9 protein-coding genes are annotated in these 12,775 nt (G+C 60.8%); 2 read left to right on the top strand and 7 right to left on the bottom strand.

Translation table 11 applies throughout. The annotated features are described in order from the left end of the window. Positions 1 to 19 precede the first annotated feature (19 nt). From PSET11_RS10600 to PSET11_RS10580, 5 genes are all read right to left on the bottom strand, one after another. Complete coding sequence (locus tag PSET11_RS10600) at positions 20 to 769, bottom strand: ABC transporter ATP-binding protein (RefSeq protein ID WP_238989116.1); 750 nt, start codon at positions 767 to 769, stop codon at positions 20 to 22. A gap of 1 nt (position 770) precedes the next feature. Then, on the bottom strand, positions 771 to 1,640 hold the full coding sequence (locus tag PSET11_RS10595; RefSeq protein WP_124092079.1) for an ABC transporter permease: 870 nt from the start codon (positions 1,638 to 1,640) through the stop codon (positions 771 to 773). Next, positions 1,641 to 3,635: a glycosyltransferase gene (locus PSET11_RS10590; protein ID WP_124092077.1), complete on the bottom strand. Its 1,995-nt coding sequence runs from the start codon at positions 3,633 to 3,635 to the stop codon at positions 1,641 to 1,643. It lies immediately after the preceding gene. Next, positions 3,632 to 4,819 (bottom strand): UDP-galactopyranose mutase, encoded by a 1,188-nt coding sequence (gene glf, locus PSET11_RS10585; RefSeq protein WP_124092075.1) that lies wholly within the window; start codon positions 4,817 to 4,819, stop codon positions 3,632 to 3,634. Before glf ends, PSET11_RS10590 begins: the two co-directional genes overlap by 4 nt. A gap of 124 nt (positions 4,820 to 4,943) precedes the next feature. After that, entirely contained in the window at positions 4,944 to 5,528 is a 585-nt protein-coding gene (locus tag PSET11_RS10580; RefSeq protein ID WP_203415957.1) for an acyltransferase, read from the bottom strand. A gap of 180 nt (positions 5,529 to 5,708) precedes the next feature. Between PSET11_RS10580 and PSET11_RS10575 the strand changes: the two genes are divergently transcribed. Next, positions 5,709 to 10,151 (top strand): FtsK/SpoIIIE domain-containing protein, encoded by a 4,443-nt coding sequence (locus PSET11_RS10575; protein ID WP_124092071.1) that lies wholly within the window; start codon positions 5,709 to 5,711, stop codon positions 10,149 to 10,151. Here PSET11_RS10575 and PSET11_RS10570 read toward each other — a convergent pair. Beyond that, a complete protein-coding gene (locus tag PSET11_RS10570) occupies positions 10,148 to 10,579 on the bottom strand; it encodes a hypothetical protein (RefSeq protein ID WP_238989115.1) in 432 nt (143 codons plus the stop codon). The two genes, PSET11_RS10575 and PSET11_RS10570, sit on opposite strands and share 4 nt — an antisense overlap. A gap of 287 nt (positions 10,580 to 10,866) precedes the next feature. Between PSET11_RS10570 and PSET11_RS10565 the strand changes: the two genes are divergently transcribed. After that, entirely contained in the window at positions 10,867 to 11,115 is a 249-nt protein-coding gene (locus tag PSET11_RS10565; protein ID WP_124092069.1) for a WhiB family transcriptional regulator, read from the top strand. A gap of 193 nt (positions 11,116 to 11,308) precedes the next feature. Here the strand turns inward: PSET11_RS10565 and PSET11_RS10560 are convergent, their stop codons facing one another. Further along, the gene (locus PSET11_RS10560; RefSeq protein WP_124092067.1) at positions 11,309 to 12,775 is read right to left on the bottom strand and encodes a sensor histidine kinase; all 1,467 of its coding nucleotides are present in this window, start codon (positions 12,773 to 12,775) and stop codon (positions 11,309 to 11,311) included.

Raw genomic sequence — 12,775 nt, 5'->3', positions numbered from 1 at the left:
AACCCCCTCATAGGCGGGATCAAGTCGCTGTTCGACTCCGCAACTCAGCAACAACCTCGTGGACTTCGCCGTCCATGATGACCTCGCCATGTTCGAGGAGAATTCCGCGTTCACAGACCGTAGCCACAAGGTCAAGGTCGTGGCTGACCACAAAAAGGGTCTTGCCTTTTGCGGAAAGCTCCTTGATCTTTGCGATGCACTTCCGCTGGAATGGCTCGTCCCCCACGGCTAGGATCTCATCGATCAGGAAGACTTCCGGATCAGTATGGACCGCGATCGAGAATGCGAGCCGGAGATACATACCGGACGAGTAGAACTTGACCTCCGTGTCAATGAACTCGCCGATTTCCGAGAACTCGACAATGGAATCGAACATTTCGTCGATCTGCTTTTCCGTCATACCCAGGATCGCACCGTTGAGGTAGACGTTGTCACGGCCGCTCAGGTCATGGTGGAAACCGGCTCCCACCTCGATGAGGCCGGCCACCCTGCCCCGGGTCTGCACCGAACCGCCATCGGGTTGGAGGACACCGGAGATCAGCTTCAGCAGAGTCGACTTGCCGGAACCGTTCAAGCCCAGCAGCGCCACGGTCTCGCCCTGGCGAACGTCGAGCGAGACGTCAGTAAGAGCCATGAATTTCCTGGACAGGTCGCCTTTGCGGCCTTTGATCAGCCAGACAACTGCTTCCTTCATGGAGCGGGTATGCCGGAGGATGAACTGCTTGCGGAGATTCTGACAGTGGATGGCGAGTTCGCCGGGTGCGCTCACGCTAAAGCTCCTGGGCAAAGTGGACGGCGGCACGGCGGAATACCTGCTGGCCGATGAACAGGATGATGAATGAAATGAGGAACGCGGCCGGAAGCCAGATGGTCATCAGGTCCGGCGGCATGCTGGCCAGCGTGAGCTGATCCTCCTTCAGGGTGGGGAACCAGAAAGCCCAGTGAAATATCTCCACCGCCACAGTCATTGGATTGATCTGGTAGACCCAGAACCACGGGCCCATCACCTGCTTGACCATGGTCCACACGTACAAAACCGGCGATGCCCAAGTGACCACCATGAGGATCATGTCCACGATGTTTTCGGAATCACGGAAGTACACATTTGCGGCGCTGAATATCAGACCCAGTCCAGTAGCCAGCACGGACACCAGAATGAAGGCCAACACTGCCGCAGCCAATTGGAGGATGGACGGCGACCAGCCCGCTATGAAGCACGCGCCGGCAAGGACCAACAATTGGGGAAGGAAATGGGCGGCCGATACCCAGACCGTTGCCACCGGGAACAGCTCCCTGGGCAGGTAGATCTTTCGGATCAGGTCCCGATTATCGACGATGGAACGGGTGGCGTTACCCAACGACTCGGTGAAAAAGTTGACCAGTACTATGCCCGAGAACAGATAGATCGCGTAGTTCGGGGTTCCCCGTTGTAGGTTGAGGAAGATGCCCAGTGCTACAAAGTAGATCAGGAACTGCATCAACGGCTTGACGTAGGACCACAACAGGCCCAGGACCGAGCCACGGTAGCGGACCTTGATTTCCTTGCGGACCAGCAGCTTCAGCAGGAAGCGGTGATCGTAGACATCCAGCAGCCCACGCCCCTGCCCCGGCCGGGTCATACCCTCAAGTGCGGCAGGCATCTAGGCGTCGTCCCTGGCTGCCGCATCGAAGGTCTTTTTCCAGGCCGTCATCGACGTGATCTCTGCAATCGAGTTGCGATACCGGTCGGCCAAGGTGTCCCACTCTCGGAACAGCCGGACGTGCAGCCTTGTCGCTTCGGTCAGCATGGACTTGAGTTTCTGCGGATCACGCTGGTACCACGACGCGCCGGTGCCTTCGGCGTTGGAGACCACCACGCTGTCGTAGTGAGCAACCCGGTACCACCGGTTATCGCGGTGCGCCAAGTACCCCTGCGGTCGCTCTCCGCTGTCCGGCCCCGGGGCCTTGATGAGCTGCCGGGCGACCGTCTTGATGCCCCAAGGAATTAGTTCTTTCTTGCTGGGCATGCCGATGACAGTTCCTCCCATCGGCCCTCGTCCGAGTTTCGGGGCGGGGAAGTCATCGACGTCATCTTTGAGCTGAGCATCCGGATAGGAAATCTTGAGTGCGTTGATCTCAGGCAGCTTGGTGCCCAACACATTGTGGAGCTCCTCCGGACCCTTGAACAGGTCCTTCAACGCTTCAATCCGGCCGTGCTCGGTGAAGTACTGCATCGAGACAAGATGTTTGACGTCCGTCTGCACGGATTCGCGCAGCACACGGCCACCCTTTGGATAAGGGCTGTGGATCAAGGTGGTGATCAGCCGGTTCCTTTCGTGGAAGTATGCTTGCCAGCCCACAAGGTCGTCCTTGTCGATCCAGGAAACGTGCCACACTGCGGCGCCGGGCAAAGACACCGTCGCGAACCCGGCTTCGCGTGCGCGAAGCCCGTACTCGGCGTCGTCCCATTTGATGAACAGGGGCAACGAGAGCCCGATTTCACGAATGACTTCGGTGGGGATCAGGCACATCCACCAGCCGTTGTAGTCCACGTCCACGCGCCGGTGCAGCCACGCTGTCTGGCGAAGGTTGGCGATGCTGAAGTCATGTCGAACTTCCATGTCAGCGTGCGGAAGCGCCGGGACGATTCGGTAAGGGTCAACCACCTCGCCGAAGGTGTGCAGCACGCTTCGGTTGTAGAGGTCGAACATATGGCCACCCACGATGGTTGGCTTTTTGCAGTGGTCTGCGAAAGTGAGGAGCCGAACGATGCTTTCCGGCTCCACCACGATGTCGTCATCGAGGAGCAGGACGTAATCGCTGCCGTTCTCCACAGACTCGTACATCCCTCGGGCGAATCCTCCAGAACCGCCCAGGTTCGCCTGGTTGATGATCCTGAGCTTTCCACCCAGGGATTCCTGGACGGCAGCGAATCCGTCCTCCGCCTCAACCTTCTGGGTGCCCTGATCCACGATCAGGATCTCTTTGACGTTTTCAAGAACGTCGCTGTTCTCTGCCAAGATACGAGCGTTGTTGAGGCAGAAGTCGGGCTTGTTCATCGTCGTAATCTGAAGCGTTACCTGACCACTGGTCGACTCGCGGCTGCTTTCGGCCTGCCATGTTCCACTCTCCAAGAGGAGTTCGCCCGAGCTTGCCGCGAGATCGAACCAGTACCAGCCGCCGTCACCGAATGGCTTCAGGGTGAGGTCGAACACTGAGGTCGCTGTGCCTTCAACGTGAACGCCATCCACTCGCTGGACGGAACCACGTGCGTTCGATTTATAGACGGTGATCGTTCCGGTGCCGCGGGTGCTGACCGCGAGGCGAATGTCCCGAACATTAGTCCACCTTTTCCAGTAACTCGCAGGAAAAGCGTTGAAGTAGGTGCCGAATGACATCTGCTCGCCGGACCTGACGCGCATAGACTGCCTGGTCAGGAGATCCTCGAAATGCGCCTCCCTGCTACCGGAACTGAACATCTGCAATTTCTGTTCAGGAAGCTTGGGCGTGCGCGCCAGTTCATCATTTTCGCGGAGCCGGATGCCGCTCGCAGTTCCTGCATCAACGTAGAGGGATACCGTGTCCATCTGGTCGGCGGACGGAAGGATCACTCTTTGTAGAGTTGACCAGGCCTTTGACGATACGGACTCACTCATGCGTCAACTCCTCCGCTTTCAATTTCTGCTCCCGCTTCGAAGTGCGGTCGAATCTTGTTCTCGAACATGTTCAATGCCGAACCGATGGCCATGTGCATATCCAGGTACTTGTAGGTCCCAAGGCGACCGCCAAAGAGCACATCCTTTTCTGCGGCGGCAAGATCACGGTACTTCAGCAACCTGTCGCGGTCAGTGGGGGTGTTGATGGGATAGTACGGCTCATCGCCTTTTTCTGCTGCGCGGGAAAATTCGCGCATGATAACCGTTTTGTCCGTCTGGTAGTTGCGCTCGGGGTGAAAGTGCCGGGGCTCGATGACGCGAGTGTAGGCCGTATCGGCATCGTTGTAATTAACCACCGACGTGCCCTGGAAATCGCCGACGTCCAGCACTTCTTCCTCGAAGTCAATGGTCCGCCAGGACAGATCGCCCTCAACGTAGTCGAAGTATCGGTCCACGGGTCCTGTGTAAATGACCGGGATGGACTCGACCACTTTTTCCTTGCTGTACTCGTGGCCTTCGTCGAAGAAGTCGGTATTGAGCCGCACCTCAATGTTGGGATGCTCGGCCATTCTTTCAATCCAAGCCGTGTAGCCGTTGGTGGGCAAGCCTTCGTACTTGTCATTGAAGTACCGATTGTCATAGTTGTAGCGCACGGGCAGCCGAGAAATGATGCTGGCTGGCAGGTCCTTTGGATCCGTCTGCCACTGCTTGCCGGTGTAATGCTTGATGAAGGCCTCGTACAGGGGCCGACCGATCAGCTGAATCCCCTTGTCATTGAGGTTCTGTGGGTCTGTACCTGCCAGCTCGCCGGCCTGTTCCTGAATCAGTTCCTGGGCCTGGCCGGGCGTCAAGTTTGCACGGAAGAACTGGTTGATTGTAGCCAGGTTGATGGGCAGTGAATAGACCTCGCCCTTGTGGACGCCGTATACCTTGTGAACGTAGTTCGTAAACGTGGTGAACCGGTTGACGTACTCCCAGACGCGTTCGTTTGAGGTGTGGAAGAGATGCGCACCGTAGCGGTGGATCTCAATTCCCGTCTGCTCTTCTTTTTCGCTGTACGCGTTTCCGCCGATGTGGTGCCGGCGGTCGAGAACGACAACCTTCAAGCCGAGCTCAGTTGCGGCTTGCTCTGCGATTGTCAGGCCAAAAAAGCCGGACCCTACGATGACGAGGTCAGCGGTCACAAAATCTCCAGTATCGAATGCGGGCAGCACGGAAGAGTCCTGAGTCTGCTGCTCAAGCCTACCCGAGGGACAGCTGAACCCGTCGAACTCGACCCTGCAAACCGAACCACCAGGGCCCCTTTGGCTAGGCCTCCCGCAGGACGCCGTCCTGTTCGCGGTAGTGCGCTGCCGTCTGTGGGCAGACCCAATCCAGCCCTTCCTGCTGGAGTGGATGCCCGGCTTTACCCACCCAGCCAATTTGCCGGGCAGGCACACCTGCGACCAGCGCGAAGTCAGGGACGTCCTTGGTCACCACGGCTCCCGCCGCTACCGTGGCCCACGCGCCGATGACCACCGGGGCGATGCAGACTGCGCGGGCGCCAACGGCAGCACCCTCCTTGATGGTCACACCAACTTTGTCCCAATCATCTTCAGTTTTCAGCTCACCCTCGGGAGTTACCGCCCGAGGGAACACGTCATTGGTGAGGACAACCGCCGGACCGATGAAGACACCCGGCGCCAGAACTGCTGGCTCGTAGACGAGCGCATAATTCTGCACTTTGCAGTTGGCACCCAACTGCACGCCCGGACCGATATAAGCGCCCCGGCCAACGACACAGTTCTCCCCCACAACAGCGTCTTCGCGAATTTGGGCGAGATGCCAGATTTTCGTTCCAGAGCCAATCTCGGCGGCTTCGGAAACATCAGCGGTGCCGGCAATCGTGCTCACGGTAGCTCCTTTTGGAAGATGCGGACCAGGTCCATTCTGTAGCGATCCTAACCGAGTCACGTGCTCGCGTTGGAGGTTTGTCCTCCCCTCCCCACCACAGTTTTTCCACATGGAAAACCGCAGTCGCATAGGTGGGGCCGGATGTGACTACGTTGACTCCAAGGGAACGGGGAAGCAGCAATGATGTTGCACTGCACAGTAGTGTTCAGGCCAGGGCTGGCGGCGCCGCCGCCGCCCGCGTTGGAACTATGCATTGAACATCCTGCCGGAACGAGCGGAGCGGAGCTCGCCGACATCTTGGCGTCTCACTACGGCGCCACTGACATCACCGTGGGCGGCGAGCGCCTCGAGCGCCTCCTCGTTGGCGTGCCGCCACTGACCAACGGCGCCGTCATGGTGGCTCGTCTTCGGATGTCCGCGGCCACGTCTCCCGGCCAAGACGGCTCGTCGGTCGACGCCTCGGACAGCATGCACGGAGAACCGGCAGAGGACTCTCACCAGCTGACATTTCCCGTAGCCATCGAGGGTCTCTCCGCTCCTCTGGGCCTCGCCATTCACTCGGGCATTCGGGCGGGAACTATCGTGGCGTTGAGTCGCGGCAGGTACACCATCGGCCGTGAAGGCGCCCGGATCACCATCCCAGATCCGGATCTGTCCCGCGAGCATGCAGTTCTGGTTGTCACAGACAAAGACATCACCCTGACCGATCTGGGAAGCATCAACGGTAGTTACGTTGATGGGTCAGCTGTCACCCAGATGCCGATTTCAACGAGATCTGCAATTCGCTGTGGGAGGACCACCATGTCAGTCGTCTTCCTCAGCCAAGCTCCAAAATCAATGGCCGACGCCGGCACATCGGTCAGTGAGCCGCTCTCCGTTGGCGACAACGTGGGAGTCTTTTCCTGGCTGTCGCTGCTCCCTGCCCTCATCCCCGTCGTAGCCGGCGTGGCCTTGGCAACCTTCACCGGCATGTGGATATTTCTCGCGTTTACGGCTATTTCGGCATTTTCAATTCTGGGCCCGTTGACCAGCCAAAGGAGGCAGCGCCGGTCATTTGCTGCGGCTCTTCGGGTATCAATAGAACTGGATCGACGACGGCGGATCGCTGCCGGGCCGTCGCTGGCGCATCTCGTGTTGGCAGCCGAACGCAGTGCCCCAGGACATGGAGCAATCGAACGCGCTGCACCATTGGACAAGTCTGTGGCGGTGACGGAGTCCGACCCAGGCGGCTTGTGGTTCCGATTGGGCACAGCGCCCCAGAAGGCAAATGTTCAGTGCGCTGACAGTCGTGGCGATGCCATCAACGAGCCGGTGGAAGTTCTTCCTGTCTTCTTGGACCCGGCCGCGGAATCAGCCAGCTTCAGCGGTCCCGAGGAACTCGTCCACGCAATGGTCCGCTCACTCGTGATGCAGCAGGTCGGGTATCCCCGAGGCCAAGGCACAGCCGTCGTGGTCCACGGTCTCCCGGACTCACTTCCCCTCGCCGGCCGGTATCTGGCCCAGGTCATGATGACGGCAACGCCTGCGGCCCTGCATATGGCGCTCAATAGCCCCAAGCACGCAGGTGTGCTCTTTCTCGTGCATTCCTCAGAGCCTAGCGACCCGCACGCGGATTCAGCGCCGGACCCAGGTCAGGCAGCACTGGCCCTTGGCTGGCGGGTGCTCCATTTCTGGCCTGGCCCTGGCTTTGGCACGCAGAGGCAGACGATCGGCCTTGCGACAGTCGTTCTCTCAGAACATCGCTCAGCACTGATCACGTTGGCCTCGTTAGCCTCGCCCGGAAGGGAATTCCGGGCCCCCGAGTTAGAGTTCATCCCCGACCTCGCCACCGCTGAAGTCTTTGACCGATTTTGTCGTTGCTGGGCGACCAGGGGATGGCGCCCCATTGAAGCGAAGGAAGTGGATTTGACCGCATCATGCGATCTGGCGGCAATCCTTCCGATGTCTGCCTTAGACACCGAGAACCGCTGGCTGGCTGCTGCAAGGACGACGACACTTGCGGTGCCCCTTGGGCAGGGCACCGCGGGCCAGCGCATCGTCGATCTTCAGTCCGATGGGCCGCACCTGATGGTGGCTGGTACCACCGGTTCCGGAAAGTCCGAGCTCCTCCGCACCCTCGTAGCGGGGTTGGCCCTCAGCTACCCACCAGATCGCGTTACGTTCCTGTTCGTCGACTTCAAAGGTGGATCCGGGTTGGGACCGCTCGCACCCCTGGTGCACTGCATTGGCCTGCTGACGGACCTGTCGGCTTCCGAGCTGGATCGCATGCTCGTCTCACTGCGAGCAGAAGTTCGACGTCGGGAGCTACTTTTGGCTCGCGCCTGTGTCCCAGACATCAGCGCCTACCTGCAGCACGGCCCGGCGGACTCAATACCAATGCCCCATCTCGTGATTGTCATCGACGAATTTCGCATCCTGGTAGACGACTCGCCCGACGTACTCCGCGAATTGATGCGCATCGCTGCCGTGGGCCGTTCCCTTGGCCTCCACCTGGTGATGGCGACCCAGCGCCCCCAAGGCGCCTTGTCCGCCGACATCCGCGCCAACGTCACCTCCAGCATCGCCCTGCGCGTCCAGTCGTCCCTGGAATCCATTGACATCATCGGAACGGGTGCCGCGGCAGGCATCAGCATCGATCAACCGGGCCGCGCTTTCCTGGCCCGAGGAACCGAAGCGCCGGAAGAATTCCAGACAGCGACGCTCACGGGAAGACCACTCAGTGCCCGCGGCTGCACAGTCCGGTTGGCCGTTGATGAACTGACCTGCCCTGTCATCGGGATGGCGCCAAGCCCTCCTGACCACAAAGCACCACCTGCCCACGTTGCAGCACCGCTGATAGCCCTTGTGCAGGATCTCTTCACCCGACGGAACGGACTGGCACCCCATCGGCCTGTGGCCGCTCCGCTGCCAACCACCATGACTCCACCACGAAGTATTCCCGGCGCATCCAGTGCTGGCTGGCGACATGTGCTGGGACTGTTGGATGCCACGGACGAGCAGGTGGTCCGCAACGTGGTCTGGGCTCCTCGAGACGACGGGCACCTCGCCTTCATTGGGACTGCGGCCTCTGGATTGACCGAAGCTACTATTGCTGCGGTGGCCAGCATGGTCGCGGCACCCGAGGAAGCACATTTCTATTTCCTGGACTCAACAGGCGTCTTCACCGCAGCCCGAGGTCACCACCGCTCAGGCGCCTACGTTGGCATCGATGAGCTACGCCGTGCTGTCCGCGTCCTGGAACGACTCCGACTGGAAATGGCTCAACGGCTCAGTGGCACCTTTCAACAACCGGCCACGCCCCTGCTTCTGGTCATTTCCGGCTGGGGATCGTGGTCCTCGGCACTTCGCGCCGGTCCGTTGGCCTGGGCTGAGGAAATTTTGCACGATGTGGTGCGGGAAGGCAGCTCTGCGGATATTACCGTGTTGATCTCCGGTAACCGCGAGTTGGTCACCTCGCGGTTCTTCGGCGCGGTACCAAACCGGCTCTATTTTCCCACCGGTTCGACGGAGGACGGCAGGCTTGCCTGGCCCCGGCTGCCCGTGACTGATCCAGTGCAGGGCAGAGCAATTGCGTTTGGCGCCATCACCGGCAGAAGTAGCTCTGCCGAGAGGTCAGCCGTGTGCCAACTCTTTGGCCCACCGGCAGACGCGAAACTATTCGAGCAGCACGAATGCGCACCTAGAACGGGGTGCTCCCCCGCAGCGAGCGAGAATGGCAAGGGCACCTGCACCTCGGCCAGCACGCGCACCATGCGGCCGTTTCGGATTGAGCCACTGCCCGCTGTGGCCACCTCTACAGACATCGCGAAGGCACTCCGACGGCCAGGAGGGCACGTTTCGGCCGTCCCAACGGATCAGTCCGATCAGGCGCAGCACCCGCATCGAAGAGAACCGAACAATCAAACGGAGCGAACCCATCCAACAGATCCAACAGATCCAACAGATCCAACAGATCCAACAGCATTGTGGGTGGGAATCGGCGGCGACGAACTCGAACCACAAGGTCTGCAGCTGGCACCGGGAGGCGTGCTGGCAGTCCTCGGCCGCCAGGGCAGCGGGAAGTCAACCGTCTTGAGGTCGCTGCGGGCGCTTAATCCCGGTGCGCGACACTGGTTAAGCCCGCCCGAATCCGAAGACGCATCAGAGTACTGGCGCCGCCAAGTGATAGCGGCCGAAGCGGTCAAGGCACAGCGTGGCTCAGGCACCCGGGTCAACGACGCCGACCTTGCGTCACCTACGGCCGTGCAGTCGCTGGTAGCCCGGGTCAACGACACCGACACCGCGTCACCTACCGCCATGCAATCGCCGGTTGCCTTGGTCGACGACGCCGATCTGGCATCACCCGCGGCCATGCAGGCGTTGGTCGCCCTGCACTCCCATGGCGTCGCCGTCGTTTTCACCGCACAATACAGCCCGCTGTTGCTCCAAAAAGTGCCGCTGGCGTTGCACGCCCGCGCGGACGGCACAGGCCTGCTAATTGCTCCGCGCCTGGCCGGAGATGCTGACCTCTTCGGGTTGCGGATCGAGGTGGAAGCTGATTCGCCACCCGGTCGAGCGATCGTGCTGGCCAATGGAGAGCAACGGACTATCCAGGTGGCGTGGACCGAGCCCACAAGATCCTAGAGCGTTGGTGCCGGTCCGCCGGTCTTCGAGACGTAGGCAATCACCTTGTTGTTGAACAGGAGCACCAGTGCGACGATCGCGGGTACCACCATCGCCACTCCCGGGCCCACGATCCCTCCCGCCATGGTCGGGACGCCAATTGTCAGGACAAAGAGTTGAGCCACCAAGGCAGCAGATCGTGTCCACCGGTAGCCGCGAATGAGAAAGTGCCCCACCGCATAAAGCCATGCAGAGAAGGCCAGGAGCAAGCCGAGGGTGAACACTGCACCCCAGAAGGACAGCACCGGGCTCCCGGAGACAAGTTGGTAGCCGTACCAAATGCCAGCAATCAGCAGCGCGGTAGCTTCTGCCGCCGCCACCACAGCAACAACGAGGACCGCGCCGGGTCTCACCGGCTCGGCAGAGCGTGAGGGCACTGATCCCGCCACGGAAGGTGGCTGATTCGCAGGCAATTCATCTGACGGCTGATCCGAAGGTCTTGACACACTGGCACCATACCCGAGATAGTCGAAATGCGGTGTGGGCCGTTGTCAACAGTGTGACGAAGCGCTCAGCACTCCCGGGATGTCAGCCCCTATTACCCCTTGTTTACGTCGCGTTAACATGACAGGCTTGACACAGATGACCAACGGGGCCCCGCCGGGCCCCTTTCCTTTGTAGCCCCTAGTGAATAATTTCACAAAGAGCTTTCCCCAGAATGGAGCGACTGATCAGCATGGATTGGCGTAACCGCGCAGCGTGCCTCGAAAAGGACCCCGAACTGTTCTTCCCGGTCGGAAACACGGGCCCCGCCCTGCTCCAGATTGAAGAAGCCAAAAGCGTGTGCCGGCGCTGCGCCGTCGTCGATACCTGCCTCCAGTGGGCGTTGGAGTCCGGACAGGACGCCGGCGTCTGGGGCGGCATGAGCGAGGACGAACGTCGTGCACTCAAGCGACGTGCGGCTCGCGCCCGTCGCGCTTCCTAAGTAGTCGCGCTTCCTGAATAAGCGTTAGAGAGCCCCGGCAGCAACCGCTCAGGTTGCCGCCGGGGCTCTTTCTTTAAGCCGGCGAGTTTTGAAGGCCAGGGGGCTGCTGCTGAGCCCGACCGGCCCACGGAAATTCACCGAGAGTGCCAGCCGAGAGTGCGCCGGCTCCTCACCAGGCACACCCGACAAGAGGCTATTTGTCCAAGAGGCTCAGCCGGATCTGCACGGACGTTCCGCCACCGTCGCGGGGAAGCCAAGCAATGCTGCCGCCCAATTCGCTCATGACGAGTGTCCGGACAATCTGCAGACCCAACCCCTCGGTGTAGGGCTTGTCGGGCAGTCCCACGCCGTTGTCGGCGATTGTCACGGTGATCTCTTCGCCGTCGTCGGCCTCCGTGCGGTCGGCAATGAGCCAGACAGTACCGGTGCGGCCATCGAGGCCGTGCTCCACAGCGTTGGTCACCAACTCATTGATCACCAATGCCAGGGGCGTTGCCAGATCGCTGGGCAGTTCGCCAAAGGAGCCGGAACGCTCGGTCTTCACCTGCTGCGACGGCGACGCGACCTCAGCGGACAGCCGGAACTGCCGACCAATCAGCTCGTCGAAGTCCACACTCTGCGTCAAACCCTGCGAGAGGGTTTCGTGCACCAGTGCGATGGTCGCCACCCGCCGCATCGCCTGTTCCAGGCCCTGTTTGGCTTCATCACTGACCATGCGTCGGGACTGCATGCGAAGCAAAGCCGCCACCGTCTGCAGGTTGTTCTTCACCCGGTGATGGATCTCGCGGATGGTGGCGTCCTTCGTCACCAGTTCCATCTCCCGCCGGCGCAGCTCGGACACGTCCCGGCACAGGACGAGGGCGCCGAAACGGTGCTCCTCGTCGCGCAGCGGAATGGCACGGAGCGACAGACTGACGCCGCGGGATTCAATCTCACTGCGCCACGGCATCCTGCCGGTCACCACAAGGGGCAAGGTTTCGTCGACCATCCGACGGTCCTTCAACAGACTAGCCGTCACTTCGGCAAGGGACCTGCCCTCCAACGACTCACCATCGCCGAGGCGGCGGAACGCTGAGACGCCGTTCGGACTTGCGTACTGGACAATGCCCTCGGCATCCAACCGGATCAGCCCATCCCCCACGCGAGGCGCGCCACGGCGGGATCCTGTGGGCGAAGCGAAGTCCGGCCACAAGCCCAGGGTGCCCATCCGCAGCAAATCGTAGGCGCATTGACGGTAGGTCAGTTCCAGGCGGGACGGCATGCGCGAACTGGAAAGGTCCATATGCGTGGTGAGCACGGCAAGCGTCCTGCCGTTGCGCACCATGGGCACCGCCTCCACCCGGAGTGCCATCTCGCTGCTCCAACTGGTCTCGCTGGAGCGTTCAATAGAGCGGCTCTCCCACGCCTTGTCCACGAGCGGACGCAAGTCCGACCTGATCCCCTCCCCCACGAAGTCTCCATGAAACACCGTGTGTGAGGTGGAGGGCCGGACATGCGCCAACGCTACGTACCCGTGCTCCGGGTGCGGGAACCATAGTGCCAGGTCAGCAAAAGCCAAGTCCGCCACCATCTGCCAATCCCCCACCAGCAGGTGCAGCCATTCGGCATCGCCCGGCCCAAAATCAGCGTGTTCCCTGATGGGGTCCGTAAAGATTGCCAC

It is taken from the genome of Arthrobacter ulcerisalmonis, from assembly GCF_900609065.1.
Taxonomy (GTDB): Bacteria; Actinomycetota; Actinomycetes; order Actinomycetales; family Micrococcaceae; genus Arthrobacter; species Arthrobacter ulcerisalmonis.
The sequence above is the reverse complement of the archived record's forward strand: the minus strand, read 5'-3'. Positions and strand labels throughout refer to the sequence as shown.